22 protein-coding genes are annotated in these 26,807 nt (G+C 73.3%); 10 read left to right on the top strand and 12 right to left on the bottom strand.

The genetic code is table 11. The features are described from left to right. Positions 1 to 3: 3 nt before the first annotated feature. The 3 genes from ACFV9Q_RS08040 to ACFV9Q_RS08030 all read right to left on the bottom strand — a co-directional run bounded on the left by ACFV9Q_RS08040 (position 4) and on the right by ACFV9Q_RS08030 (position 2,899). Entirely contained in the window at positions 4 to 1,209 is a 1,206-nt protein-coding gene (locus ACFV9Q_RS08040; RefSeq protein WP_377229978.1) for a glycosyltransferase, read from the bottom strand. Between the two features lie 70 nt (positions 1,210 to 1,279). Then, positions 1,280 to 1,936, bottom strand: a complete 657-nt coding sequence (locus tag ACFV9Q_RS08035) for a uridine kinase (protein ID WP_377233960.1) — start codon at positions 1,934 to 1,936, stop codon at positions 1,280 to 1,282. Positions 1,937 to 2,086: 150 nt separating this feature from the next. After that, positions 2,087 to 2,899, bottom strand: coding sequence for a helix-turn-helix domain-containing protein (locus ACFV9Q_RS08030; protein WP_377233959.1), 813 nt, complete (start codon positions 2,897 to 2,899; stop codon positions 2,087 to 2,089). 49 nt (positions 2,900 to 2,948) lie between these two features. Here ACFV9Q_RS08030 and ACFV9Q_RS08025 point away from each other — a divergent pair, with 49 nt between their 5' ends. After that, on the top strand, positions 2,949 to 3,362 hold the full coding sequence (locus ACFV9Q_RS08025) for a DUF2000 family protein (protein ID WP_377229981.1): 414 nt from the start codon (positions 2,949 to 2,951) through the stop codon (positions 3,360 to 3,362). Positions 3,363 to 3,401: 39 nt separating this feature from the next. Here ACFV9Q_RS08025 and ACFV9Q_RS08020 read toward each other — a convergent pair whose 3' ends face one another. From ACFV9Q_RS08020 to ACFV9Q_RS08010, 3 genes are read right to left on the bottom strand one after another with little or no spacing between them, the layout of a single operon-like run. Next, on the bottom strand, positions 3,402 to 4,061 hold the full coding sequence (locus ACFV9Q_RS08020; RefSeq protein ID WP_377233958.1) for a lactate utilization protein C: 660 nt from the start codon (positions 4,059 to 4,061) through the stop codon (positions 3,402 to 3,404). Next, positions 4,058 to 5,575, bottom strand: coding sequence for a LutB/LldF family L-lactate oxidation iron-sulfur protein (locus tag ACFV9Q_RS08015; protein WP_377233957.1), 1,518 nt, complete (start codon positions 5,573 to 5,575; stop codon positions 4,058 to 4,060). The genes ACFV9Q_RS08020 and ACFV9Q_RS08015 overlap by 4 nt, the downstream gene beginning before the upstream one ends. Further along, complete coding sequence (locus ACFV9Q_RS08010; protein WP_377233956.1) at positions 5,572 to 6,357, bottom strand: (Fe-S)-binding protein; 786 nt, start codon at positions 6,355 to 6,357, stop codon at positions 5,572 to 5,574. The genes ACFV9Q_RS08015 and ACFV9Q_RS08010 overlap by 4 nt, the downstream gene beginning before the upstream one ends. A 62-nt stretch (positions 6,358 to 6,419) precedes the next feature. Between ACFV9Q_RS08010 and ACFV9Q_RS08005 the strand changes: the two genes are divergently transcribed. Continuing rightward, the gene (locus ACFV9Q_RS08005; RefSeq protein ID WP_377233955.1) at positions 6,420 to 7,127 is read left to right on the top strand and encodes a FadR/GntR family transcriptional regulator; all 708 of its coding nucleotides are present in this window, start codon (positions 6,420 to 6,422) and stop codon (positions 7,125 to 7,127) included. Here ACFV9Q_RS08005 and ACFV9Q_RS08000 read toward each other — a convergent pair. From ACFV9Q_RS08000 to ACFV9Q_RS07990, 3 genes are all read right to left on the bottom strand, one after another. Next, a complete protein-coding gene (locus ACFV9Q_RS08000) occupies positions 7,097 to 8,548 on the bottom strand; it encodes a mechanosensitive ion channel domain-containing protein (RefSeq protein ID WP_377233954.1) in 1,452 nt (483 codons plus the stop codon). The genes ACFV9Q_RS08005 and ACFV9Q_RS08000 overlap by 31 nt on opposite strands. Beyond that, a complete protein-coding gene (locus ACFV9Q_RS07995) occupies positions 8,541 to 10,664 on the bottom strand; it encodes an adenylate/guanylate cyclase domain-containing protein (protein WP_377233953.1) in 2,124 nt (707 codons plus the stop codon). Before ACFV9Q_RS07995 ends, ACFV9Q_RS08000 begins: the two co-directional genes overlap by 8 nt. Positions 10,665 to 10,825: 161 nt before the next feature. After that, positions 10,826 to 11,320, bottom strand: a complete 495-nt coding sequence (locus ACFV9Q_RS07990) for a MarR family winged helix-turn-helix transcriptional regulator (RefSeq protein WP_377229988.1) — start codon at positions 11,318 to 11,320, stop codon at positions 10,826 to 10,828. A gap of 119 nt (positions 11,321 to 11,439) precedes the next feature. Between ACFV9Q_RS07990 and ACFV9Q_RS07985 the strand changes: the two genes are divergently transcribed. The 4 genes from ACFV9Q_RS07985 to ACFV9Q_RS07970 all read left to right on the top strand — a co-directional run bounded on the left by ACFV9Q_RS07985 (position 11,440) and on the right by ACFV9Q_RS07970 (position 17,046). Beyond that, the gene (locus ACFV9Q_RS07985; RefSeq protein WP_377233952.1) at positions 11,440 to 13,749 is read left to right on the top strand and encodes an LLM class flavin-dependent oxidoreductase; all 2,310 of its coding nucleotides are present in this window, start codon (positions 11,440 to 11,442) and stop codon (positions 13,747 to 13,749) included. Positions 13,750 to 13,876: 127 nt separating this feature from the next. Next, positions 13,877 to 14,491, top strand: coding sequence for a SprT-like domain-containing protein (locus ACFV9Q_RS07980; protein WP_377233951.1), 615 nt, complete (start codon positions 13,877 to 13,879; stop codon positions 14,489 to 14,491). Positions 14,492 to 14,495: 4 nt separating this feature from the next. Next, complete coding sequence (locus tag ACFV9Q_RS07975; RefSeq protein WP_377233950.1) at positions 14,496 to 15,530, top strand: 3-oxoacyl-[acyl-carrier-protein] synthase III C-terminal domain-containing protein; 1,035 nt, start codon at positions 14,496 to 14,498, stop codon at positions 15,528 to 15,530. A 106-nt stretch (positions 15,531 to 15,636) separates the two neighbouring features. Further along, positions 15,637 to 17,046 carry a Gfo/Idh/MocA family protein gene (locus ACFV9Q_RS07970; protein WP_377233949.1) on the top strand — a complete coding sequence of 470 codons (1,410 nt, stop codon included), beginning with the start codon at positions 15,637 to 15,639 and terminating at the stop codon, positions 17,044 to 17,046. A 101-nt stretch (positions 17,047 to 17,147) separates the two neighbouring features. Here the strand turns inward: ACFV9Q_RS07970 and ACFV9Q_RS07965 are convergent, their stop codons facing one another. From ACFV9Q_RS07965 to ACFV9Q_RS07955, 3 genes are read right to left on the bottom strand one after another with little or no spacing between them, the layout of a single operon-like run. Beyond that, positions 17,148 to 18,191: an AEC family transporter gene (locus ACFV9Q_RS07965; protein WP_377233948.1), complete on the bottom strand. Its 1,044-nt coding sequence runs from the start codon at positions 18,189 to 18,191 to the stop codon at positions 17,148 to 17,150. A gap of 27 nt (positions 18,192 to 18,218) precedes the next feature. Beyond that, complete coding sequence (locus ACFV9Q_RS07960) at positions 18,219 to 19,466, bottom strand: Gfo/Idh/MocA family protein (protein ID WP_377233947.1); 1,248 nt, start codon at positions 19,464 to 19,466, stop codon at positions 18,219 to 18,221. Continuing rightward, positions 19,463 to 21,517: a DUF6807 family protein gene (locus tag ACFV9Q_RS07955; protein WP_377233946.1), complete on the bottom strand. Its 2,055-nt coding sequence runs from the start codon at positions 21,515 to 21,517 to the stop codon at positions 19,463 to 19,465. The genes ACFV9Q_RS07960 and ACFV9Q_RS07955 overlap by 4 nt, the downstream gene beginning before the upstream one ends. A gap of 281 nt (positions 21,518 to 21,798) precedes the next feature. On the opposite strand from ACFV9Q_RS07955, the gene ACFV9Q_RS07950 reads away from it, so the two are divergent. The 4 genes from ACFV9Q_RS07950 (at position 21,799) to ACFV9Q_RS07935 (ending at position 26,795) form a co-directional block, all read left to right on the top strand. Further along, positions 21,799 to 22,722: a carbohydrate ABC transporter permease gene (locus ACFV9Q_RS07950; protein ID WP_377230214.1), complete on the top strand. Its 924-nt coding sequence runs from the start codon at positions 21,799 to 21,801 to the stop codon at positions 22,720 to 22,722. Continuing rightward, positions 22,715 to 23,680: a carbohydrate ABC transporter permease gene (locus ACFV9Q_RS07945; RefSeq protein WP_377233945.1), complete on the top strand. Its 966-nt coding sequence runs from the start codon at positions 22,715 to 22,717 to the stop codon at positions 23,678 to 23,680. Before ACFV9Q_RS07950 ends, ACFV9Q_RS07945 begins: the two co-directional genes overlap by 8 nt. Before the next feature lie 49 nt (positions 23,681 to 23,729). After that, positions 23,730 to 25,079 carry an ABC transporter substrate-binding protein gene (locus ACFV9Q_RS07940; protein WP_377233944.1) on the top strand — a complete coding sequence of 450 codons (1,350 nt, stop codon included), beginning with the start codon at positions 23,730 to 23,732 and terminating at the stop codon, positions 25,077 to 25,079. Between the two features lie 90 nt (positions 25,080 to 25,169). Then, on the top strand, positions 25,170 to 26,795 hold the full coding sequence (locus ACFV9Q_RS07935) for a UxaA family hydrolase (RefSeq protein ID WP_377233943.1): 1,626 nt from the start codon (positions 25,170 to 25,172) through the stop codon (positions 26,793 to 26,795). The last annotated feature ends 12 nt before the right edge of the window (positions 26,796 to 26,807 follow it).

Raw genomic sequence — 26,807 nt, 5'->3', positions numbered from 1 at the left:
GGGCTAGACCCGTGCCATGCGTAAGCCGGCGTCGCGGTGGGTGCGCTCGATGATGCTCGAGTACCCGGCGATCATCCGGACGTGGCTGAACCGGGGCCGGACGGCGGTGCGCGCCGACTCCAGCTCCTCGCGGCGGGCGGCCGCCTCGATCCAGGTCGCGGCGATCTCGTCGGGGTCGAACGACGTCACGAACCCGATCCGCTCGACGATCGACGGCGCGTCGCCCACCGGCGTCGTGACCGGCACGGCACCGCACATCGAGCCCTCGATGAGGCACAGCGGCGCGGCCTCGCCGAACGTCGAGGTGAGCGCCACGACGTCGGCCGTCGCGTAGACCAGCTCCATGTCGTGCCGCACGCCCAGCAGGTCCAGGCGCGCCAGCAGGTCCGGCCGGTCGCCGAAGATCCGCTCCAGGTCGGCCTGGAGGTCGGGGTTGGCCGCGCTCATGCCGGCACCGCACATCAGCACCCGGCCCGTGGGCTCCATCGCGAGGAACAGCCGGGCCGACCGGAGGAACAGCTCGGGGTTCTTCATCTCGTCGTACCGCGCGGCGTAGACCACCACCGTCGCGTCGGCAGGGATGCCGGCCGCGCCCCGCAGGGCGAGCCGGCGCGCGCCCTGGACCGGGCGGAACCGGGCGAGGTTGATGCCGTTGGGCACCACGCGCAGCAGCTCGGCGGGCACGCCCGCCGCCCGGTACGCGTCGCGCGTGGACTCCGCGCAGCAGACGACGGCGGCGAGCCGGCCGCGCTCCGCCGCGGTCAGCAGGTCGCCGAGGGCGTCGCCCTGGTGCTCCGGGTCGGACCGGTGCAGGCAGGCGATGACGGGGCGCTGCGGGAACGCGTCCTGGTTCACGAGCCGCAGCGGCTGCTCCTTGAGGGACAGGATGACGTGCGAGCCCTCGGCCTGGTGGGCCGCGGCCCGGAGCTCGGCCTCGCTGAACACGCGCGGGTCGTGGTTCGCGTCGGTGCTGCGGCCCAGGGAGCCGATCCGGACGCCCGCGGCGCGCAGCGCGCGGTAGCGGGGGTCGTCCTCCATCCGCTGGAGGGTGGCCTCGCGCCGGACCTCGTGGTGCAGGCTCAGCACGGAATGCTGCTGACGACCGCCCTGATGCAGACCGGCGACCACCGTCGAGTGCAGGACACGAGCCCCGCCGCTGAAGAAGCCCTCGTAGAGCGAGAGCACACGCAAGCCGTTGCGCTGGATCACAGACACCACCTCCTGCGCCCAGAGTGAGCCCTACGGATGTGCATTACATGGCAGTTCGGTTACACGAGGATTACGTATCCGAGGACTTCTGCACAAGGAGGTTCCTGATGTCCCGTTCCGCCTGGGCGGGTGATGTTTCGCGGCAGCCCAGTGCGACCCACCGCTCGATCATGGCCGGCTCGGACCGCAGCAGCGACGTGCCCCGGCGCAGCAGCGTGCCGAGCGGCTTGCGCGCCTCCGCGACGTCGCGCAGGAACCGGAACCAGAAGGTGACCAGGCGCGGCCGCGACAGGCAGATCGCGTCCGCGAGCAGGCCCTCGGCACGGCACTCCTCGACGAGCTGCGCCGCGAAGATCCCCTCGGCGAGGATCAGCGGCGAGTCGCCGATGTCGAGGCGGCGCATGCCCGTGCGGCGCGACGTCGGGATGTCGTAGACCGGCACCTCGGCGCGACCCTCCGTCGCCAGCTCCTGCAGCGCCGCCAGGGCGCCCTTGCCGTCCCAGCTCGCCGGGCTGTCCCAGTCCACGCTGCCGTACCGCTGCGGCAGACCGGGGTGGTCGATGTCGAGGTAGAAGTCGTCGAGCTGGACCACCGGCAGGCCGAGCCGCTGCGTGAGCGACGTCTTGCCCGAGCCCGACGGCCCGGTCAGCAGCACCACCCGCGCGCGGGGGCGCCGGGCACCCGGGGGCAGGTCGAAGAGGGCGGGCTCGATCACGGGGTCGGTCACGAGATCCGATTCTCCCGCACCGGACGCCGGCTCGCGGCGGGGCGCGGGCGTTCCGGGCGTGACGCTCCTCCCTTTTGAGGCCCTACTTTCTTCGCTTTGGGCCTGCTGAAAGGGGAGATACCCGGGCCTCAAAGGGGAGACGTCGCGCGGTCAGCCCCGTTGGTAGCGGCCCGGCGTGGTCCGCAGCAGACGGCGGAAGTGGCGGGTCAGGTGCGCCTGGTCGTGGAATCCTGTCGCGGCCGCGACGGACGCCGCCGGCTCGCCGGCCAGCAGCCGGCGTCGGGCCAGGTCGAGACGGCGTCCCACCAGGTACCGGTGCGGCGGCAGGCCGAGCTCCCGGGTGAACGCGCGCACGAGGTGCGGCACGGTGACGTCCAGCGCGGCGGCCACCTCGGCGAGCCGGACGGGCCGGGCGGGGTCGGCGTCGAGCAGGTCGCGGGCGCGCCGCGCGGTGGAGGCGGCGGGCGGCTCGCGCGGCGGCGTCGGCCGGCCGGAGAGGTGCCAGGCCAGACCCTCCGTGACCAGCGCGAGCAGGCTCTCGGCGGCGACGTCCTCGCGCACGGTCAGCGCCCGGTCGAGGCCGGCGAACCGCCTGCGAAGCCGGTCGTCCGGGACCAGCGGGGCGTCGACCGCCCGGCCGACCAGTGCGCCGTCGAGCACCGTGGGCTCCAGGTAGACCACGCGCTTGCTGAAGCCCGTCGCGGTCACGGACCGCCCGTCGTGCACCACGCCGGGCGGCAGCACGGTCACCCCGGTGCGCCGCGCGGCGTGCTCGTGACCGTCCAGGCCGTAGCCGATGAGGCCGCTGTCGACGATCAGCACGGTCCAGGTGTCGTGGGTGTGCGCCGGGTAGGCGTGCTCGTGCCAGGCGGCGTGCAGCACCTCGGCGACGCCGGGCACCTCGGGCCGCCAGGCGCGCACCACATCGGGGGCCGTTCCGGCGGGGAGATCGAGCGGGCGCACATCAAGAACGTACAAGATTCCCGACGCCGTCCGCCCGCACGCTGGGACCATGACCTTCGAACAGCCCAAGATCGTGATCGTGCTGCGGGACGACCTGCTCGCCTGGCAGGAGAACAACGTCACCGCCTTCCTGTCCAGCGCCGTGACCGCGGCCTACCCCGAGCTGGTCGGCGAGACCTACCGGGACGCCGACGGCCAGGAGTACCTCGCGATGCTCGGCACCCCGGTCATGGTCATGGTGGCCGACGGCGGCAGGCTCGCGACCTTCCGGGAGCGTGCCGCGACCCGCGGGCTGCGCATCGGCGTCTACACGGCCGACCTGTTCGCCACGGGCAACGACGTCGACAACCGGGCCGCCGTCGCGGGCGTCGCCACAGAGAAGCTCGACCTGGTCGGCATCGCGGTGGCCGGCGAGCGGCGCGTGGTGGACAAGGTGGTCAAGGGGGCGCGGCTGCACCCCTGAGGGCCGGGCGCACACGCCGCCCGATGCCGCCCGACGCCGTCAGGACACCAGCGCCACGTGCAGCGTCCGGGGCCCGTGTACGCCCTCGACCCGGTCGAGCTCGATGTCGCTCGTGGCGCTCGGCCCGCTGATCCAGGTCAGGGGCCGGCCGGGGTCGGCGTCGAGCAGCCGCACGGCCTCGGGCACGGTCTGCACGACCTGGTCGGTCCGGACCACGCACACGTGCACGTCGGGGACCAGGGAGATCGCGCGCCGGCCCTGGTCGGGCTCGCCGTCCAGCACGATGGTGCCGGTCTCGGCCACGGCCACGCGTGCGGCCGTCACCACGGCGTCGATCCCGTCCAGCTCGACCGCGGACAGCGGCGCGTCGCGCGAGTCGCTCCGCACGTCGACGCCGTCCAGCGCCCCGAGCCAGCCGAGCTCCGCCCCGGCCGGCACGACGACGGACCTCGCGGGCACCTCGGCCAGCAGACGCCCCAGCAGTGCCGGCAGCTCCGCGGCCGCGACCCGGTGCACGTGGGCCTTGTAGTCCTCCAGCCGGTCGACGAGCAGGTCCAGCACGACCTCGGACCCCGGCGCGTGCTCGCCCTCGGACCGATACTCCCGGGGGACGGCCGCCGGGACCGCCCCAGCCTCCGGCGTGGAGGTGCCCAGCGCCGTGCGGATGCGGGACAGGATCTCGGTCCTGGCGTCGCTCATCGGTCGTCCTCTCGCTCGGCCCACCAGTCGCGGAATGTCTGCCGCGGCGGCTCCATCAGGTCCCGCGACCGGGTCCACAGCGAGCCGGGGAACGGCAGCCGCCGGATCACGCCGTGCCGCGAGATCGCCCGCAGCGCCCGCGGTACCCGGGCGGCCCGGCGGAACCGCGCGCCGTCGGCCATCGCGAAGGACGCCGCCTTCATGGCCGCCTTCCACACGCGGTCCGAGGCGTCGGGCGAGACGCCGGCGAGCTCGACCTCGCGCGCCCGCAGCTCCACCAGGATCGACGGGATGTCGATCTTGACGGGGCAGACCTCGTAGCACGCGCCGCACAGCGTGGAGGCGTACGGCAGGTCCGACTTCTCGCCCGTGAGCTGCGGGGTGAGGATCGCGCCGATCGGGCCGGGGTAGACCGAGCCGTAGGCGTGCCCGCCCACCCGCTCGTACACGGGGCAGACGTTGAGGCACGCGGAGCAGCGGATGCAGTGCAGGGCTGAGCGCCCGGCCTCGTCGGCGAGCACCTTGGTGCGGCCGTTGTCGAGCAGCACCAGGTGGAACTCCTGCGGCCCGTCGCCGGGTGTCACGCCGGTCCACATCGAGGTGTACGGGTTCATCCGCTCGCCCGTCGAGGAGCGCGGCAGGAGCTGGAGGAAGACCTCCAGGTCGCGGTACGTCGGCACCAGCTTCTCGATGCCCATCACGGTGATCAGGGTCTCGGGCAGCGTGAGGCACATGCGGCCGTTGCCCTCGGACTCCACCACGGCGAGCGTGCCGCTGTCCGCGACGGCGAAGTTGGCGCCGCTGATCGCGACCTTCGCCGAGAGGAACTTGCGCCGCAGGTGCGCCCGGGCCGCCATCGCGAGCTCGCGCGGCACGTCCGTCAGGTCCGGCGGGGCGTCGGCCATGCGCTCCAGGAAGATGTCGCGGATCTCGGTGCGGTTCCGGTGGATCGCGGGCACCAGGATGTGCGACGGCATGTCGTCGGCGAGCTGCACGATCAGCTCCGCCAGGTCCGTCTCGACCGCAGCGATGCCCTCCTCCGCCAGCGCCTCGTTCAGCCCGATCTCCTGGGTGGCCATGGACTTGACCTTGACCACCTCGTCGGTCTCCTTGGCGCGCACCAGGTCGGCGACGATCCGGTTGGCCTCTGCCGCATCCCGCGCCCAGTGCACGACGCCGCCGCGCGCGGTCACGTTGCGCTCGAGCTCCTCCAGGAGCTCGGGGAGCCGGGCCATGACGTCGGTCTTGATCGCGGAGCCGGCGTCGCGCAGGGCCTCCCAGTCCGGCACCTCCCCGACCACGCGCGCCCGCTTGGACCGGATGGTGGAGGTGGCGTTGCCCAGGTTGCGGCGCAACTGCTCGTTCGCCAGCGCGGCCTTCGCCGCGTCAGGAAACGAAGCGCCCCAGTGCAGCGGGTCCTCCGGGCGGCCCACGCCCCCGAGGGTGCCGGGCGCGGCGTCCGGGCTGGGACCACGGCCGGCGCGCGTGGCGGGCATGCCCAGGAAGGTGCTCATCGGGCCACCTCCTGGCGGTCGCCGGGGTGCACCGGCGCCTCGCGGGTCGAGGCGAGGATCTCGGCCAGGTGCATGGGCCGCACGCCCGTGCCGCCGCGCGAGAGGCCGCCGCCGATGTGCATCAGGCACGACCAGTCGCCCGCGGTGAGCACCTCGGCCCCCGTCCCCACCACGTTCGCCACCTTGTCGTCGAGCATCGCCGCCGACGTGTCCGCGTTCTTCAGCGAGAACGTCCCGCCGAACCCGCAGCAGCCCTCGGCCTGCTCCAGCGGTGCGAGCTCCAGCCCCTCCACGGCGCGCAGGAGGCGCTCGGGCTTGTCGCCCACGCCGAGCATCCGCAGCGAGTGGCACGTGGGGTGGTAGGTGACGCGGTGCGGGAACCAGGCGCCGACGTCGGTCACGCCGAGCACGTCGACCAGCAGCTCCGAGAGCTCGTAGGTGCGCTCGGAGACGGCCGTCGCGGTCCGCGCCTCGGAGGTCAGCCCCGCACGCTCCAGCACCATCCTCTGCTGGTGCCGGATCGAGCCCGTGCACGAGCCCGAGGGCACCACGACGGCGTCCCACTCGCCGTCCGCCACCGGGGCGAAGGTCCGCACGTGGTTGCGCACCACCGGCACGGCCTCGGCGAGGTAGCCGGTGTTCACGTGCATCTGGCCGCAGCACGCCTGCGCGGCCGGGAACACGACCTCGTGGCCCAGGCGCTCCAGGAGCGTGACGACGGCCTTCGGGGCCTGCGGGAACATCGCGTCGGCGATACAGGTGGCGGCCAGGGCGATACGCATGGGCACTCTCCTTCGAGGTCTGTCCACACCATAGCCCACTGTGGACAGACCACTGAAGTAGCATGGCGGCCGTGCGAACCCACGAGCGCGTCCTGGCCCAGATCGAAGCGGGTCTCACCGCGGGCAAGTGGTCCATCGGCGAGCGGCTCCCGGCGGAGCGGGCGCTCGCGGAGGAGCTCGGCGTGTCCCGACCGTCCGTGCGCGAGGCCATCCGGATCCTGGAGGCGATGGGCATCGTGCGCACCGCCGTCGGCTCCGGCCCCACGGCGGGCGCCACGGTGATCGACCGGCCGGCGGCCGGCCTGGGCGCGGCGGTACGCCTGCACGTGGCCTCCGGCACCCTCCCCGTGTCCGACGTCGTCCGCACGCGCGTGCTGCTGGAGGCCGGGGCCGTGCGCGACGCCGCCGAGGGGCGCTGGGACGAGGCGGACCTGGAGCCCCTGCGCGGATACCTCGCCGCGATGGCCGCACCCGGGCTCGGCGTGGCCGAGTTCCTGGAGCGGGACCAGGACCTGCACCTCGGGATCGCGCGGCTGGGCGGCAACCAGCTCGTCGAGGCGATCCTGAGCGGCATGCGCGCCGCCGTCGCCTCCTATGTGGCGGCCGGGGCGGAGGCGGTCGCGGACTGGCCGCGGACGGCCGCGCGCCTGTGCGCGGAGCACGAGGGCATCGTCGACGCCGTCGCGCGGCACGACGCGGCCGGGGCGGAGCGCCTGATGCGCGAGCACATCGAGGGCTTCTACCGCGAGACGGGCCTGGGCGAGGGCTGAGCACGCCCGGCCCCCGCGCGGGCCGGACCGGCCGCCTCGGCGCCCAGCCCGGCGGCCTCGCGGCGCCGGTCGATCTCGGCGCCGACGTCGCGGGCCAGGTCGGGGCGCTGCCGCACCATCTCCCGCACGGTGTCGACCGGGATCCGCACCACCGTGGACTCGCCCACCGAGACCGCGACGAGCGCGGCCGGCTCCCGGGTCAGCGCCGTCGGGCTCAGGAGGTCGCCCGTGCCCAGCTCCAGCACGGACCGCGTCTCGCCGGCCGGAGCGGGCAGCGCGAGGTAGCCGGCGCCGTCGAGCAGCACGCCCATCGCGTCGGGGACGGCGCCGGACAGCTGTGTCACCTCGCCGTCGCCGAACCGCTCCACGAACACGGCGTCCGCGAACGCGGCCACCTGCTCGTCGTCGAGCCGGAGCACGGGCGCGAGCCGGCCCAGCGCGTCGGCGCCGGTCGGCAACGGGGTGCCCCACCCGTCGTCGCCGTCCAGGTGCAGCCCCGCCCGCCGGGCGGCGTACCAGAGCGACCCGAGGAACAGGGAGCGCGTCGCGCCGACGGCGGTGACGGTGGGCAGCGGCAGCGCCACCTCGTAGCTCCCGGCACCCAGCACGGCGACTGCCGGCCGTGCGCCGGGCACGAGCGCCGGGAGCCGGTCGGCCGTACGCAGCAGGACCGTGCGCACGCGGTCGGGCGGGTCGGTCGTGGCGAACGTGACGGTGAGGCTGTCGGTGTGCTCGGTGCTCGGCACGCTCAGGTTCGTGAACTCGGCGCCCGCGAGGGAGGCGTTCGGCACCACGCGGATGCCGTCGCCCGTCTCGATGTGCACCGCGCGCCAGTTGACCTCGACGACCCGGCCGCGGGTCGAGCCCGTGTCCAGCCAGTCGCCGATCCGGAACGGCTGCTCGAACAGGAGCAGCAGGCCCGAGATGATCGAGCCCGCGGCGTTCTGGAGCGCGAGGCCGAGCACGATCGAGGTGACGCCGAGCGCGGTGAACAGGCCGCCGACGTCGGCGCCCCAGACCCACGAGAAGAGCACCGCGAGACCCACGACCACGACCCCGACGCGGACGATGTCGACGAAGATCGAGGGGATCCGGGCGCGCCACGAGCCCTCCCGGGCGTTGCTGAAGAGCGCCACGTTGAAGCCGGAGAGCACCACGAGGAGCACCAGCAGGCCCGCCACGGTGGCGATGACCCGCACCCACGTGACCTCGGCCGAGATCTGCGACGCCTGGGTCACCAGCAGCAGGAGCGCCACGGCGGGGACCACGAAGGTGCGCAGGAACGCGACGGGCCGGGCGGCCGCGCTGCCCCGGCGCACGAGGGCCGCGTGCAGCTCGGTGAGCGCGAGCAGCACCACCGGCAGCCCGACGGTGACGCCGAGCGCCCACCAGAACCAGGGCTGTGCGGTGAGGTCAGCCACGGCGGGCCTCCTCCAGCTCCCAGACCGGCTCCGGACCGGACTCGGTCTCCACGGTGCCGGACTTTCGGAAGGAGTACTGGTCGCGCAGCCGGTCGTGGACGGCCGCCGAGACGAAGACGCCCGGCCGGTCGCTGGCCCGCGGCAGGCTGAACGCCAGGTTCACCGCGTCGCCCCACAGGTCGTACACGTTCTGGCGGCCCACGAGCCCGCTGGTCACCGTGCCGGTGTCCAGCCCGGCGCGCAGCGCCAGGGCGGCGTCGTGCTGCGCGTCGAACGCTGCGACGACCTGCTGCATCTCGCGGACGAACTCCAGGGAGCGCCGCGCGCTGTCCACCCGGGGCACCACCAGCCCGCAGCTCGCCAGGTACCCCGAGCGCAGGGTGCGCACCTTCTCCACGCCGAGCCGTTCCGCGGCCTCGTCGAACCCGCGGACCAGGAGGTTCACCGTCTCCAGCTCCTCGTCCGACGACATGCCCCGGGTGAGGTCGTCGAGCCCCACCACCTCGGCGTACACGACCGTCACGTCCGTGTGCGACTCCGTGATGGTCTCCTCGCCGTCCTGGTAGCGCCGGGCGACGGCCTCCGGCATGAGGGTGTGCAGCAGTCGCTCGTACTCGGCCTGCTGCTCGTCCAGGAGGTCCGCCTTGGTCTGCAGCGACCTGGCCATGTCGTTGAACGCGCCGGCGAGCTCACCGAACTCGTCCCGGCTGGTCTCCGCGACCCGCGCGTCGAGGTTGCCGGCCGCCACCTCCCTGACCCCCGCCACCAGGTGCCGCACCGGCCGCACGAACACCTGGGCCAGGAGCAGCGAGGCGAGCGACACGAGCAGGACCAGGAGGGCGACGCTGATCAGCAGGTTCCGCGTGAAGTCCCGCACCGGCTCGAACGCCTCGGACGTGTCCAGCTCCGCGACGAGCACCCACTGCAGCCCCGGGATGTCCAGCGGCATCCAGGCGCCGAGCGTCTCGTGCCCGCGGTAGTCCGTGCTCACGCCGGTCCCGGAGCGGCCCCGCAACGACTCGTCCACCGCGCGCGACTCGACGGGCTGCAGCAGCACCGACCCCGTGACGGCCACCTGCCGGTCGGCGGTCTCCCGAGGTGTTCCGTTCGCGACGACCTGCCGGCGGTACTCCTCCGGGTCCTCGAGCAGTCCGCGGGAGACGGAGCGCATCAGGTGGTCCGGGCCCACCAGATAGGTCTCGCCGGTGCGTCCCAGGCCGGTGGCCGCCCAGGCACCGTCGGACGTCATGATGCCGTCCACCTCGTCCATCGGGACCTGGTAGACGAGCACGCCGTCCGCCTGGCCGTTCGATCCCACCGGCGACGCCGCGAACAGCGTCGGCTTCCCCTCGGACGGCGTGTACCGGTCCAGGTCGCTGATCGCCATGGTGTCCACGCTGGTCGCGCGGGCGGCCTGCTCGAACACGTCCTGGAGCGCCCCGCCGGCGTGGGGGCCGGTGAGCACGTTCGTGCCGAGGTCCACCCCCTTGTAGGCCGAGTAGATGACGGTGCCGTCCTCGTCGAGCAGCAGGATGTCCTCGTACCCCTTCTGCGCCACGGTCTCGCGGAAGAAGTCGTGGTACTTCGCGTGGGCGGCCGACCAGGCGCTGCCGTCGCCCGCGTCGTCGGTGGCCAGCCGGGCGTCCCAGTCCGTGTCCGCGGCCGTATAGCTCGCCTGGAGGTGCCAGGCGGCGTCCGACGTCGGCAGCAGCGCCTCGACGTCCGCCTCGCCGCCCTGCCGGGCCTCCAGCTCCGGCACGAAGCTCTGCTCGTAGTACGCGCGCACGGCCGCCTTCTCGGACGCCGACGCGGGCTGCTCGTCGAGCTCGCGGAACGCGTCGTGCAGCTCGGGGACCGCCTGCGCCGCGATGCCGCGGCTGTCCAGGATGATCGTGTGCCGCAGGCCGTCCATGTACGCCTCGATCTCGCGGGCGCGGGACTCGCGCACCTCGATCATCCGCTCGATCGCCGCGGCGCGGAGCGAGTCGCTGCCGTTGCGGTACCCGACGATCCCGGCCACGAGCGCCGACAGCAGGCTGACTCCCAGCAGCATGGCGAGCAGCTTCGACAGGATGGACATCCCGGCCCGACGGCGTTCGGGTGGCGCTTCCGTCATCCTTGGTCCCCTCCGTACGGTCTCAGAGGGGTGCCACAGCCTGGGTCAACCGTCCGCCCCCTGACGTCGTCCCTCAGCGGAGGCTAGTTCGAGATCCGGTCAAGCGCTTCGCGGGGAGCGGTTATGTCCGCTTCAAGGAGTGATTGGGGGAGGGAACGGGGTCATTCCGGGCGGGTCGCCTGGACCACCGTGCGGCACGGGTCGTGGTCCGGCCCGGTACCCGTGGCGGCGCGTTCCAGCAGCTCGCGGAGCACCGCGCGCTGCGCCGGCTCGAGCCCGGAGAGCAGCTCCTCCTCCGCGGCGGCCACGCGCGCATCCATCGCGGCGAGCACCTCCAGGCCGCGGTCCGTCGCGACGATGCGGCGCGCGCGCCGGTCGGCCGGGTCCTGCTGCCGCTCGACCAGCCCGCAGCCCTCGAAGGCGTCGAGCAGGTAGGTCATCACCGTGCGGTCGATGCCGAGCGAGGCGGCGAGCGCGGCCTGGCTGGGCAGGTCGCCGTGCACCACGGCGGTGAGCAGCTGGTAGCCGCGCGTGCCCTGGGGCAGGTCGTCCGCTGCGGCGTCGACGCGGGCGCTCCACTCGCGCAGGAGCGCGGCGAGGGACCAGCCGAACAGGGAGTGCTGGCCCGTGCGGGTCTCGGTGGGCGCGGTGCTCATGCGCCCATCCTAGGGGAATGTGCAGCGATCCAGAAGAGTTGTGAGTAATATCGTCTGCTAGACAGACGATCTGCCGCGAGGTGTGGCAGGCACAGAGCGACACGAGGGACACCGCACGCATGACCGACTACGGGCACGACCTGCTCTTCGGCACCTTCATCACCCCGTCCAACGGCGACCCGCAGGTTCCCGTGCGTCTCGCCCAGCTCTCCGAGCAGCTGGGCCTGGACCTGGTCACGTTCCAGGACCACCCGTACCAGCCGTCGTTCCTGGACACCTGGACGCTCCTGTCGTGGGTGGCCGCGCAGACCGAGCGCATCCACCTCTCCGGGAACGTGCTCAACCTGGGCATGCGCCCGCCCGCCCACCTGGCGCGCGCCGCCGCGAGCCTCGACCTGCTCAGCGGCGGGCGCTTCGAGATGGGCGTGGGCACGGGCGGCTTCTGGGACGCCATGGTCGCGATGGGCACCAGGCGGCTGACCCCCGGCGAGGGCGTCACCGCCCTCGAGGAGGGCATCGAGATCATGCGCGGCATCTGGGACGCCGGGAACCGCACGCCGCTGCGGGTGCCCGGGCAGTTCCACCACGTCGACGGCGCCAAGCGCGGTCCGGCCCCCGCGCACGACATCCCGATCTGGCTCGGGGCGTACAAGAAGCGCATGCTCCGGCTCACCGGCGCCAAGGCCGACGGCTGGCTGCCCTCGCTGCCCTACTTCAAGGACGGCGACCTGGCGCGCGGCAACGCGACCATCGACGAGGCTGCCGAGGAGGCCGGGCGCTCGCCGAGCGAGATCCGCCGGCTGCTGAACCTCGGCGGGTCCATCACCGACCGGTCCACCGGGCCGCTCCAGGGACCCGCGGACCAGTGGGTCGAGGAGCTCACGCTCATGGCGCTGGAGGACGGCGTCAGCGGGTTCATCGCGATGGGCGACGACCCGGACCAGATCCGCGCGTTCGCGGAAGAGGTCGCGCCCGCCGTCCGGGAGGCCGTGGCGGCGGAGCGGCGCTCCGCGGGGACGGCGCCGGCGGCGGCCCGCCGGGGCGCGACGGCGCTGGCCGCCCGCCGTGACGGCATCGACTACGGCTCGCTCCCGCCGGAGCTCGCGGCGCACGCCGTGGAGCCCGGCGACCGCGAGTACGGCGCGGTGCGGCACAACTACCTCCGGTCCGGCGCGCCGGGCCTGGTGCTGCGGCCGCAGGGCGTCGACGAGGTCGCGGCCGGGCTGGCCTGGGTGCAGAAGCAGGACGTCGAGTTCGCCGTCCGCTCCGCGGGGCACGGCATCTCCGGCCGCTCCACGAACGACGGCGGCGTGGTGCTCAGCCTGAGCCGGATGCGCTCGGTCGAGGTCGTCGACGAGGCCACGCGGCGGGTGCGGATCGGCGCCGGTGCCACCTGGGGCGAGGTCGCCGAGGTGCTGGCCCCGCGCGGCTGGGCCATCACGTCGGGCGACTACGGCGGCGTGGGCGTCGGCGGGCTCGCCACCACCGGCGGCATCGGGTTCCTGGGCCGGCTGCAGGGCCTGACGATCGACCATGTCGTCGCGGCCGAGGTGGTCACGGCCGACGGGCGCGTGCTGCACGCGTCCCGCGACGAGCACCCCGACCTGTTCTGGGCGCTCCGCGGCGCCGGCGGCAACATGGGCGTGGTCACGTGGATCGAGATCGAGGCCGGCGCCGTCGGGAACGTCGTCTTCTCGCAGATGACGCTCGACGCCACCGACACCGCGGGCCTGCTGGAGCGCTGGGGCGCCACGGTCGAGGCGGCGCCGCGCGGGCTCACGTCCTTCATGATCGTGGGCGGCGGACGGCGCGGGCAGACGCCGATGGCGCAGCTGCTGACCGTGTTCGCGGCCGAGGGCGCCGACGCCGACCCGGACGAGGCGATCGCCCAGCTCGAGCTGCTGGCCGACGCCGGCCCGCTGCTGGGGCACCAGGCGCAGCTCCTGCCGTACTCGGGCGTGGTGCGCAAGGAGGACGCCCACCACTCCGGCGGCGGCGACCCGTCGGCGCGGTCCGGCCTGCTGACGCACCTGGACCAGGGCACCAGCCGGGCGATCGAGCGCCTGCTCGGCACCGGGGAGTCGTACTTCACGTCGATCCGGGCCACGGGCGGCGCGGGGAACGACGTCGCGCCGGACGCCACGGCGTACGCGCACCGGCACCAGAACTTCGCGCTCTCGGCCCTGGGCTCGAACCAGGACCGGCTCAACCAGGCGTGGGACAGCGAGATCGGGTCCGTGATGGACGGCTCGTACCTGTCCTTCGACACCGACAGCCGGCCCGAGCGGCTGCTGGAGGCGTTCCCGGAGCCGACGTTCACGCGGCTGCGGGAGGTCAAGGCGGTCTACGATCCGTCGAACGTGTTCCGGACGAACTTCCCGATCCCGCCGGCCGACCCGGCCGAGGGCGCCTCGGGGAGCGATGCCTGACAGGTCCGCCTTGTGACGCTGGGTTGTGGATAACTTCACGTGCGTGTGGGTGAGAGCCCGTAGGTTCGATCGCGTCCGGTGCAGCCGGACGCGATCTGACCGTTGAACGACCACCGCAGGGGTACCCATGAACCTTGTCGCCGCCTCGCGCCTCGCGCGTGACCTGATGGACCAGCACGGGCTGAAGGCCTGGACGTTCGAGTTCGACGACGCCGTCCGGCGCGCCGGGATGTGCAGCTACGGCAAACGACGCATCAGCCTGTCCGCGCCGCTCACCCGCATCCACGACGAGCGGGAGGTGCGGGACACGATCCTGCACGAGGTGGCGCACGCGCTCGCGGGTCCCAAGGCGAAGCACGGCCCTGCCTGGCGCGCGGTGGCGGTGCGGATCGGGTGCTCGGGGCTGCGCTGCGTGGACCCGTCGGCGCCGTCGATCGACGGGCCGTGGGTGGGCACGTGCCCGGCCGGCCACCGGAGCACCCGGTTCCGGCGGCCCCCCGGCATCATGTCCTGCCGCTCGTGCGGTCCGCGGTTCGCCCTGGCCAACCTCATCGCGTGGACCTACAAGGGGCGCAACGCGGCGATGGGGGAGCGGTACGACTCCCAGCTGCGCGGGGCCTTCCGCGAGGTGGGCGAGGTGCCGGCCACCGGACCCGGCGCCGAGGAGAACGTGGCCCGGGCGGCGCGGGCGCTGGCCGCCGGGGCCGTCATGGAGCCGTTCGACCTCGGCGCGCTACGTTGACCTCATGGCTACCGCTCTCACGCTCCCGTCCGGCGCCGCCGGCTCCCGCATCGTCGGTCTGGGGCACCACCAGCCACCGCAGACGCTGACGAACGACGACATCGCCCAGCGGGTCGAGACCAACGACGAGTGGATCCGGTCGCGCACAGGCATCGTCACGCGGCACGTGGCGGCGGACGACGTCACCGTCGCCCAGATGGCGACCGCCGCGGCGGAGCACGCGCTGGCCGACGCCGGGCTGACCGCCGACGCCGTCGACCTGGTGATCGTCGCGACGGCCACCAACGACGACCGGTCGCCCAACACGGCCGGCCGGGTGGCCTATGCGCTGCACACGGGCGTCCAGCCCGGTGCCTCCACGCCGGAGGGCGAGGAGGCACCGGACCTGCGCGACGTCGTGGGCCCGGCGGCGCTGGACCTCAACGTGGCGTGCTCCGGGTTCGCGCACGGGGTCGGCGTGGCCGACCAGGCGATCCGCACCGGGTCGGCGCGCACGGCGCTGGTGATCGGCGCGGAGAAGCTCACCGCGTACACCGACTGGACCGACCGCTCGACGTGCATCCTCACGGCGGACGGCGCCGGCGCGGTGGTGCTCCAGGCGACGGACACCCCCGCCGTCGGGCCCGTGGTGTGGGGCACCGAGCCGGAGCTCACGCCCGCGGTGCGCATCGAGGCGCCCGAGGTGAAGTTCCAGCAGGACGGCCGTTCGGTGTTCAAGTGGGCCATCACGCGCGCCGCGGACCGGGCGCGGGACGTCGTGGCGGCGTCCGGGCTGAGCCTCGACGACATCGAGGTGCTCGTGGCGCACCAGGCGAACCTGCGGATCATCGAGCCCCTGGCCAAGGCGCTCGGACTGGAGGGCAAGGTCGTCGTCACGGATATCACCGAGTCGGGCAACACGTCGGCGGCGTCGATCCCGCTGGGGCTGTCCAAGTGGTGGCACGCGGGCCGGATCCCGGCGGGCGTGCCCGCGCTGCTGTTCGGGTTCGGCGGCGGGTTCGCGTGGGCCGGCCAGGTGGTGATCACGCCGGAGCGGTGAGCCGGCCGGGTTACCCGACGGAGGGCATGGACAGCGCTTTCCCAGCGTCGTATCGTTTCAATCCCATCCACCCGACGTCGACGACGACCGAAGGAGCTCTCCACCGATGCCCGAGCCGACCACTGAGCCGACCACCGAGCCGATCACCGGTCCGACCCAAGAGCCCGTGCCGCCGTCGGGCCCGCTGCCCGAGGGGCGCCGCCGCTACGCGGTGGTGGGGACGGGGCACCGCGCGTCCATGTACGTCGACGCCCTGATCGGCACCCACGCGCCCGACGGCGAGATCGTCGCCTGGGTCGAGCCCAACCCCGTGCGCGCCGCGGCCTACGAGGCGCGCGTGGCTGCCGCGTTCGGCGGTGTCCGCCCCGTGTACGGGCCGGACGACCTGGAGAAGGCGATCGCGGAGCAGTCCGTGGACCGCGTGATCGTCACGTCGGTCGACCGCACGCACGGCGACCTCGTGACCCGCGCCCTGCGGGCCGGCGCCGACGTGGTCGTGGAGAAGCCCATCGCCGCGCACGCCGACCAGGCCCGGCAGATCGTCGACGCCGTGGCCGAGACGGGCCGCGACCTGGTCACGACGTTCAACTACCGCTACTCGCCCCGCAACAGCGCGCTGCGCGAGGTGATCGCGAGCGGCGAGATCGGGCGGGTGCTGTCGGTCCACTTCGACTGGGCGCTGGACACCGTGCACGGCGCCGACTACTTCCGCCGCTGGCACCGCGAGAAGGTGAACAACGGCGGCCTGCTGGTGCACAAGTCGAGCCATCACTTCGACCTGGTCAACTGGTGGATCGACGGTGTGCCGCAGCGCGTCTTCGCCACGGGCGGCCGGCGGTTCTACGGCGACGACGGCGCGCACGAGTCCGGCTACGAGCCCACGGCCGGCGAGCGCGCCCTGAACGAGCGCGGCATCGACCCGTGGCAGCTCTCGGTCGAGAACAACGAGTGGCTGTCCACCCTGTACGGACCCGAGGCCCAGGCGGTCGACGGCTACGTGCGCAACCGTTCGGTGTTCGACGCGGGCATCACCACCGAGGACACGCTCGGGCTCGTCGTCGAGTACGAGGGCGGCGCGCTGCTCACCTACTCGCTCACCGCGCACGCGCCGTGGGAGGGCTACCGCGTGGTGGTCAACGGCACGCGCGGCCGGGCGGAGCTGGAGGTCGTCGAGCGCGGCTCGGTCGAGTTCGGCGACAAGGCCGCGATCCTCGACCCGAGCGCGACCGAGGTGTTCGAGGAGGACCTCGTGCGGCCCATCGGTGAGCGGCTCGTGGTGCAGCGGCACTGGGAGCGCGCCGAGGAGCGGCCGATCGTGCGCGGCGGCGGCGGGCACGGCGGCGGCGACGCGCTGCTGCTGGCCGACGTGTTCAAGCCGTCGGCCGAGCCCGACCCGCTGGCCCGCGCCGCCGGCTACGTCGACGGCGTCCGCGCGTCGTCGGTGGGCTACGCGGGCAACCGCTCGCTGGAGACGGGCGCCCCGGTCCCGGTCAAGGACCTCAACCTGAGCATCTGACCCACTCCCTCCCCTTTGAGCTCTCTCCCCTTTGAGGCCCGGGTTTCTTCGCTTTTCGCCGGCCGAAAGCGAAGAAACCCGAGACTCAAAGGGGAGGGGTGTCACACCAGCAGCGCGCCGATCACCACGAGCACCGGCACGCACAGCGCCGTCGTCCAGACGGTCGCGCGCGCCGCGACGCCGTCGAACACGCCGTACCGCGTCGCGTAGGTCGTGACGTTCACCGCCGTGGGCAGCGCGGCCATCGTCACCACGAGGGCCAGCGCCGGCGTGTCCAGCCCCACCGCCGAGCCGAGCGCCCACGCCGCCAGCGGGTGCAGCAGGTTGCGCACCAGCACGGCGATCGTGATCACCCAGCCCACCAGCCTGCGGCCCCGCCCGGCGGTCACGCCGAGGTCGGCGTCCGCGGCCGGCATGGGGACGGCGAGCGTCATCCCGAACGTGAGCAGGCCCAGCGGCGGTGCGGCGGCGCCGATCAGGTCGAACGGGAGCAGCACGACCTCGGGCAGCCGCGCGCCGGTCAGCTCTGAGACCACCGCGACGAGCAGGCCCGCGACCGTGCCGAGCGTGATCGGGTTCCGGAACGCCGCGAGGAACACCTGCCCCATCGTCCGCCAGCCCGACCTGGCGGGGGTCCCGCCGTCGGCGGACGCCGTCGCCCGGTCGAGCACGGAGAGGGTCAGCGGCGCCAGCACCAGGAGCTGGAACAGCAGCGTGGGCACCACGGCGAGGGCGTCGTCGAAGAGGTAGACGGCCAGCGGCAGCCCGATGTTGCCGCCGTTGACGTACACGGCGGCGAGCGTCGTGACGGCGGCGGGGCCCGCGGGCAGCCGCAGCAGCCAGCGCGCCGCGGCTGCCGTCGCGAGGCCGAGCACCGCCGTCGTCGCCCACGTGACCACCGCGCCGCGCGAGAGCACGTGCGCCAGGTCCGTCGAGGCGAGCGTGCTGAACATCAGGGCCGGCGCGCAGATCGTGAACGACAGCGTCGCCAGGGTCTGCCGGGCGCCGGCCCCGCCGTCACCGGCCCCGTCGCGGGCGATCCCGCGGGGGAGTCCGCGGCCGGCCAGCAGGCCGGTCCGCTGGATCACCCAGCCGAGCGCGACCACGCAGGCCATGGAACCGATGGCAGTCAGGACGGGCAGCACCCGAGCACCCTGTCACGCTCCCCGGATCTACCTCGGGAGTGTCCACGGGGCGCCGAGCTCCGTGAACGTGCGCTGCTCGCGCGCCGCGCGCTCGCACCACGCGGCGACGTCGTGCACCACCGGGTGCCGCGCGTCGCCCTCGGGATTTCCCTGCCCGACGCCGCCGGGCCCGACGCCGCCGGGCCCGACGCCGCCAGGCCCGACGCCGCCAGGACCGCCCGGACCGGCGCCGCCCGGCCCGCCCGCGACCGGCGCCACCCCGTCCACCCAGTCCACGAACGCGTCGTCGACCGGCGCCGGGTCCGGCGCGGTGCGCACGGCCTCGAGCACCCGCATGAACGCGCCGGTGTCCCGCACGTCGCACAGGAGCCGCTCGCCGGTGCCGGCCCGGACCCGCAGCAGGTTCTCCAGCAGGCCGGTGCGCTCGTACCGCTTCTCGGCTACCACGCGACCGGTGCGCAGCCGCACCAGGTCGTGCTCGTACCCGAGCTCGATCTCGCCCTCGGTGCCCTGCACGATCACGCGCGCCGGGGTGCGCTCCGCCGCGCACAGGGTGAGGCCGAATCCGTAGCGGGTCCCGTCGGTGCCGACGGCGCGCAGGGAGGAGGTGTCGTCGGCCTCGATGGGGTTGGCCCGCCACAGGTCGGTGTTCACGTAGGCGAGGTCCGCGGCGGTCCGGGCGCCGCCCACCCACAGGGCGGTCGCCACGGCGTGCGCCAGCGGGTTGGTCACCACGCCGTCGACCACCGCGCGGTCGCCCATGCGCCGCCGCCCCGCCCAGGGCGAGCGCGCCCAGTAGGCGGCGGTCCGCACCCAGGTGCCGACGGCGCCGATGCCGGTCACCTGCCCCACCTCGCCGCGCGCGACCATGTCGGCGACGGCGGGCAGCGCGTGCGACCCGAAGGTCTGGAACCCGACCTGGCACAGCCGCCCGGTCCGTTCGACCACGGCGACCAGCTCGGCGTGCTCCGCCAGGGACGCCGTGGTCGGCTTCTCGAGCAGCACGTCGATCCCCGCATCCAGCGCGGCGCGCGCGAGCGGCAGGTGCGTGTGGATGGGCGTGGCGAGCACCAGGACGTCGGGCAGTGCGTCGGCGTCGGCGGACAGCAGGTCGCCCAGGCTCGCGAACCACGATGCCGGGGCGTCGTCGGGCTCGCGCGGGTCGACGACGGCGCTCAGCCGCGCCAGCCCCCGGTCCTCCAGGTCCGCGACCGCCCGCAGGTGCGAGCCGCCGTGGCCGTGGATGCCGACCACGGCCACCTTGGGCAGGCTCACCGCCGGCCGCCGTCGGTCAGGTCGGCGGCCAGCGCCTCGGCCGCGTCGGCCGTGAGCTCGGTGTCGAGCAGCACCGCCACGAGGTCGAGCTGCACGGAGCCGCCGTCGGGCACGAGCAGGGGCGCGTCCCAGGCCAGCGCCGGGCAGGCGCCGGGGTACTCGGCCGAGCGCAGGAACCACGGTCGCACCTGGCCGGGCTGCACCAGCAGGAGGGTCGTGGACCGGCCGCCCTGCTGCTGCACGAACGCCACCCAGGGCGAGGTGCTGCCGTGCGCCCGGTTCTCGCCGGTGCCGGCAGCGGACAGCACCGTGGTGCTCTCGGCGATCGGCAGGCGCCAGAACAGGCCGCCGTACCCCGCGCCCGGCCGCCCGTTCGTCGCGGGCGAGCGGATCTCCAGCGGGCCGTGGTCCGCGTGCAGCGTCGAGCGCCAGTCGAGCACCCAGCCGGGGGCGGCGTCGGCCCCGGGCGCCAGGGGGAGCAGGTGCGCCGAGACACGGCGCTCCTCACGGAGCTGCGGCTCGCCGTGCTCGTCGGACCACAGCACGTCCTCGACCAGGGTCTCGCCGACCGTGCCCAGGGGGCCGGGAGCGCCGGCGGCGCCGGGAACGCCCGGCTCAACGCGGATCCCGGACGACGTCTGCCGGCCGTGGTTCTTGAGCAGCGTGGGGCCCACGTCCTCGATGAAGGTACGGCCGCCCCAGTGGCTCGTGCCGTTCACGTCGGGCACGGCGATGCCCACGCCGTAGTGGTGGCGGTGGTCCACGGGGCTCACGTCGGTGAGGGGCACTCCCGCCAGGGTGTGCACGGGGTGCAGGTAGGGCCGGCGGGCGTGCACCTTCGGCATGCGGTCGCCCGCGTCCCGGCGCACCAGCTCCAACCCGTCGCCGCAGGTCAGCACGACGGCGTCGGCGGAAGGATCGGCGGGCACGGACCAGACCGGCGTGGCGGTCGGGGGCACGGTGGGCACCTCCTCCGGCTGCCCGACGACGAGGTCGTCGTCCGTGATGTGCACCCGTTCCGGGCCCTGGGGCACGGGCCCGGTGCTCCCGCGCACCTCCAGGCTGGGTGTGAACCGTGCAGAGCGTGCGGGGTGGGCGTCGTCGTCGATCACGGCGTGCAGCTCCCTCCAGGCATGGCGGCCGAGCTCGGCCTGCGGCACCGCGACCGTCGTCAGCGCGGGTGTGGCGTAGCGGGACAGTTCGATGTCGTCGAAGCCGGCCACCGAGATGTCGGCGGGCACGGCCACCCCGGCCTCGTTCAGGCCTGCGAGCAGGCCGAACGCGACGAGGTCGTTGAAGGCCAGCGCCGCGGTGGCGCGGGTGGCGAGGACGGCGGGCGCGGCGGCGTGGCCCGCCTGGATGTCCGGTCCGGCGGGCAGGTCGAGGATCTCGAGGTCGGCGTGCCGCTGCCGCGCGCGGGCCAGGCCGGCCCGGCGCAGCTCGTCGGACGCGCTCCGCACCGGTCCGCCCAGGTAGACCAGGCGGCGGTGGCCGAGCGCCACGAGGTGCTCGACGACCTGGACGGCGCCGTCCTCGTAGTCCACGACCAGGCTGGGCGCCGTCCCGCCGGTCTCGCGGTTGACCAGCACCACGGGCTCGACGTCGGCGATGAGCGCGCTGAGCTCGGCGTCCCCGATGCGGGGCGACACGAGCACCAGGGCGTCGCACCGCATGCGCGCCTCCAGGGCGATGGCGCCCTCCTGCTGGTCGTCCTCGACCGTGTCCGCCACGAGCACGCGGTACCCGTCCTCGGCGGCGCCGTCCATGACGCCGCGCAGGATCTGCTGGAACACGGGGTTGCCGAGGTCCGGCACCACGAGCGCCACGGTCTGCGTGCGGCCGAGCGCGAGGCTGCGCGCGGCGTTGCTCGGCCGGTAGCTGAGCTCCGCCGCCGCGGTCCGCACGCGCTCGGCGATGGCGGCGTCGACCGTGCTGCGCCCGTTCATCACGCGGGACACCGTCGCCCGCGAGACCCCGGCCGCCGCCGCGACGTCCCCGATCGTGGCGACCGCACGGCGCTGACCTGCGCCTCGAACGCTGCCGCTGCTCATGTGCTCTCCGTCCGTGACCTTGTCCGACCGGATAGCGCGTGGCGCGCGCCCTCGTCGGCGTGGCCCCCGCGTTACCGGTTTCCCGATGTGACGGTACACCATGGGAAACCGGTTCCTCATGTGGTACGTTCCTCCACCAGAGACCGGTTTCTCACCGACGAGCCGGGGATCGACGACGATCCGGAGGACAACGCGATGCGCCACCCGAACCGCGAGCCCGGACCCTGGCGGTCCGAGCCCCCGCCCGCCCCGACGGGGCCTGTCCGCGCGGGGGTGAACCCATGTCAGTGATCCAGGAGCTCTCGCGCGGCAAGCAGGCCGGCGCCGTCCGCAAGAAGGGCGACGGGCGCTGGGCGCTGTTCTTCCTCGCGCCGTGGTTCGTGGGCCTCGTGCTCATCACGGCCGGGCCCATGGGGGCGTCGCTCTACCTGTCCTTCACGGACTACGACCTGCTCTCCGCGCCCGAGTGGGTGGGCCTGGAGAACTACACGCGGATGTTCGACGACCCGCGGTTCCTCCAGTCCCTCGGCGTCACCTTCACCTACGTGTTCGTCTCGGTGCCGCTCCAGCTCGCCGCGGCCCTCGGCCTGGCGCTGCTGCTCGACAAGGGCATGCGCGGGCTCGCCCTGTACCGCTCGGTGTACTACCTGCCCTCCCTGCTCGGCGGGTCGGTGGCCATCGCGATCCTGTGGCGGCAGATCTTCGGCGCGGACGGCCTGGTCAACCAGGTCCTGGCGCTCTTCGGGATCCAGGGGCAGGGCTGGGTCTCGCACCCGGACTACGCGCTCGGCACCCTGATGGCGCTCAACGTCTGGACGTTCGGCGCGCCCATGGTGATCTTCCTGGCCGGCCTGCGGCAGATCCCGCAGATGTACTACGAGGCGGCCGCGATCGACGGCGCCTCGCGGTGGCGGCAGTTCCGCAGCATCACGGTGCCGCTGCTGACGCCGATCATCTTCTTCAACCTCGTGCTGCAGCTCATCGAGGCGTTCCAGTCGTTCACGCGGGCGTTCGTCGTCAGCGGCGGCAACGGCGGCCCGTCCGACTCCACGCTGCTGTACACGCTGTACCTCTACCTCAAGGGGTTCGGCTCCCTCGACATGGGCTACGCCTCGGCGATGGCCTGGTTCCTGCTGCTGATCATCGGCGGCATGACGGTCGTCAACTTCCTCGCCTCCAAGTACTGGGTCTTCTACGATGACTGACGCCTCGACGACCGCACAGACCACGACGCCGACGGCGGTCCGCCCGCCGTCCGACACCGCACCCGGCGCCCGGCGTGCCGGGCCGGGCGACCGCCGTCCGACCGCCGTCCGGCCGCGCGGCCGGCGCGTCCGGGCCCGGGTGGGGAGCGTGCTCAAGCACGCGGGCCTCATCGCCTTCGGGTTCGTGATGCTGTACCCGCTGCTCTGGATGCTGGCCAGCTCGTTCAAGCCGAACGCGCTGATCTTCCGCGAGCCGGGGCTCATCCCCACCGACATCGACCTGTCCAACTACACGGACGGGTGGAACGCGCTGCTGCATCCGTTCAGCCACTACCTGATCAACTCGGCGCTGGTGGTGCTCGGCTCGCTGCTGGGCAACCTGCTGTCCTGCTCCCTGGCGGCCTACGCGTTCGCGCGGCTGGAGTTCAGGGGCAAGCGGCTGTGGTTCGCGATCATGCTGATGTCGATCATGCTGCCGATCCACGTGGTGATCGTGCCGCAGTACGTGCTGTTCTCCCAGCTCGAGTGGATCAACACGTTCCTGCCGCTGATCGTGCCCAAGCTGCTCGCGACGGACGCGTTCTTCATCTTCCTGATGGTCCAGTTCTTCCGGGGCATCCCCCGCGAGCTGGACGAGGCGGCGACCCTCGACGGCTGCAACCACCTGCGGATCTACCTGCAGATCATGCTGCCGCTGTCCATGCCGGCCCTCGCCACCACCGCGATCTTCACGTTCATCTGGACGTGGAACGACTTCTTCAGCCAGCTGATCTTCCTGACGCGGCCGGAGATGTACACCGTGCCGATCGCGCTGCGCACCTTTGTCGACTCCACGGGCGAGAGCTCGTGGGGCTCGCTGTTCGCGATGTCGATCGTCTCCCTGATCCCCGTCTTCATCGCCTTCCTGTTCGGACAGAAGTACCTGGTCAAGGGCATTGCGACCACCGGGATCAAGTAGCTCCACCCGCGATGCGACAACGACGTCAACGTCACCGAAGGAGAAATACATGAGCACCACCGGCAACCGACCGAACACGAGGCGCGGCAAGCGGCTCGCCGGCTCGGCCGCGGGCATCGCGGCCGTCGCCCTGACCCTGGCCGCCTGCGGCGGCGGCGACTCCGGCATCGGCGGGGGCGGCGACGACGCCCCGGCCGCCGCCGAGGAGTGCCCCTGCGAGATCCGCTTCTCGTGGTGGGGCTCGGACAGCCGCCACGAGTCGACGCAGAAGATCATCGAGGCGTTCGAGGCGGAGAACCCGGACATCACCGTGGTCCCCGACTTCACCGACTGGGACGGCTACTGGGACAAGCTCGCCACCTCCGTGGCCGCGGGCGACACCCCCGATGTCATCACCCAGGAGGAGCGCTACATCTCCGACTACTCGACCAAGAACGTGCTCGCCGACCTGGGCACGCTCGACATCGACACCGCCAAGGTGGACGACGGCGTGCTGGCCGGCGGCCAGATCGACGGGACCCAGTACGGCATCCCGACCGGCATCAACGCCTACGCGCTCGTCGCCGACCCGGAGATCTTCGCCGACGCCGGCGTCGACGTGCCGGACGACACCACCTGGACGTGGGAGGACTACGTCACCACGGCGAACGCCGTCGCGAAGGGCGCCGGCGACGGCGTCTGGGGCACGCAGGACTACGGCTTCAACGAGGCCGGCCTCAACGTGATGGCGCGCCAGCGCGGCGAGACCCTGTTCACGCCCGAGGGCGAGCTCGGCGTCTCCGAGCAGACCGTGGCCGACTTCTTCCAGGTCTCCCTCGACCTGGTCGAGGGCGGCGGTCAGCCCGACGCCGCGCGCACGGTCGAGTACCAGGCGGCCGGCCCCGAGGGCGGCCTGCTCGGCACCAACAAGGGCGCCATGGGCGTCTGGTGGACCAACCAGCTCGGCGCGCTGTCCGACTCGTCCGGCCACGAGCTCGAGCTGCTGCGGCTCCCGGGCGAGTCCGAGGGCGAGCGCACCGGCATGTACTACAAGCCGGCGATGTTCTACTCCGTCTCGGCGGACACCGAGTACCCGGAGTCGTCGGCGAAGTTCGTGGACTTCCTGCTCAACTCCGAGGAGGCGGCCAAGATCATGCTGACCGACCGCGGCCTCCCGGCGAACACCGACGTGCGTGAGGCGATCCTGGGCGACCTGTCGCCCACCGACCAGAAGGTCGCCGACTTCATGGCGGACATCGAGGACGAGATCGTCGACAACCCGGCGGTCCCGCCGCACGGCAGCGCCGAGCTCGCGGACATCATGGAGCGCATCAACACGGAGGTCCTCTTCGAGCGCATCACCCCGGACGAGGCGGCCACCCAGTTCCTGGACGAGGTCAACGCGGCCATCGCCGACTGACCCCCCTTCGTTGAGTGCGGGGTATTTGTTGGCCAGGGAGCACTTTGGCCGCAGATACCCCGCACTCAACGACGTTTGGGGGTCGGTAGGATGAAACGGTTCAGAGGAGAGGTGCCACAGGTGTCACATGATCTGCTCGTGCTGCGGGAGGGCGACGACGTCGCCGTCGCCACGCGGGACCTGAGCCCGGGCGACCGGGCCACGGCTCCGGGGGCCGGCCCGGTCGGGGTGCGGCAGCCGGTGCCGCGCGGGCACAAGATCGCCCTGCGGGCCGTGCCGGCGGGCGGGCACGTGCGCAAGTACGGGCAGGTCATCGGGGTCGCCACCACCGACATCGCGGCGGGCGATCACGTGCACGCGCACAATCTCGGGTTCGAGGACGGGTCGCGGGAGGCGCCGCTGGGCGGCACGCACCACGACCTCCCGGTGCCCGACGGCGTCCGGCCTACGTTTCGTGGTTTCCGGCGGGCCGACGGGCGGGTCGGGACCCGCAACTTCGTCGCGATCCTGACCAGCGTGAACTGCTCCGCCTCCACCGCCAAGATGATCGCGGACCAGTTCCGCGGCGGCGTCCTGGACGAGTTCGAGAACGTCGACGGCGTCATCGCCCTGACCCACACCTCCGGGTGCGGCCTGGTCCCCGACTCCGAGGGCGGGCAGGTCCTGCTGCGGACCCTGCGCGGGTACGCCGCCCACCCCAACGTGACCGGCCTGCTCGTCCTGGGCCTCGGCTGCGAGATGGTCCCCGGCGCCGCCCTGTCCGCCCGCTCCGGGCAGGTCGCCGACCTCGGCATGCCCGGCATCGGCGCCCCCGACGAGACCCGCTCGGGCCTGCTGGCCGCCATCGCGGACGACACCGTGGTGCGGTCCCTGACCATCCAGGAGACCGGCGGCGTGCGCGCCTCCGTCCGCGCCGGCGTCGCCGCGATCCGCGAGATGCTCCCGCTGGTCAATGCCCGGGAGCGTGTCGAGTGCGACGTGTCCGAGCTCGTCCTCGCGCTGAACTGCGGCGGGTCCGACGGCTACTCCGGCATCACCGCCAACCCCGCCCTCGGCTGGGCGTCCGACCGCCTGGTCGCCTACGGCGCCACCTCCGTGCTGGCCGAGACCCCCGAGGTCTACGGCGCCGAACACCTGCTCACGGCCCGGGCCACCGAACCCGCCGTCGCGAAGAAGCTGCTGGACCGCATCGACTGGTGGCGCGACTACGTCGCCGCGGGCGGCGGGACCCTGGACAACAACCCCTCCCCGGGCAACAAGGCCGGCGGCCTGACCACCATCCTGGAGAAATCCCTCGGCGCCGTCGCCAAGGGCGGGCAGGCCGACCTGGGCGCGGTCTACGAGTACGCCGAACCGATCACGCAGCGCGGGTTCGCCTTCATGGACACGCCGGGCTACGACCCGGTCTCGGTGACCGGCCTGGTCGCGGGCGGCGCGAACGTCGTCGTCTTCACCACCGGCCGCGGTTCGGTCTTCGGGTGCCGGCCGTCCCCGTCGATCAAGGTCGCCACGAACACCCCGATGTACTCGGTGATGTCCGAGGACATGGACCTCAACGCCGGCGTCATCGTCGACGGCACCGCGACCGTCGCCGACGTCGGCCGGCAGATCTTCGACCGCATCCTCGCCGTCGCGTCCGGACAGCAGACCGTCAGCGAGGAGCTGGAGATCGGCGCCGAGGAGTTCATCCCCTGGCACATGGGCGCCGTCACCTGACGGGCCGGTACG

It is taken from the genome of Promicromonospora sp. NPDC059942 (genome assembly GCF_042731755.1).
Lineage (GTDB): Bacteria > Actinomycetota > Actinomycetes > Actinomycetales > Cellulomonadaceae > Promicromonospora.
Note: the sequence above shows the minus strand (reverse complement) of the source record. Positions and strands in the feature narration are given on the sequence as shown.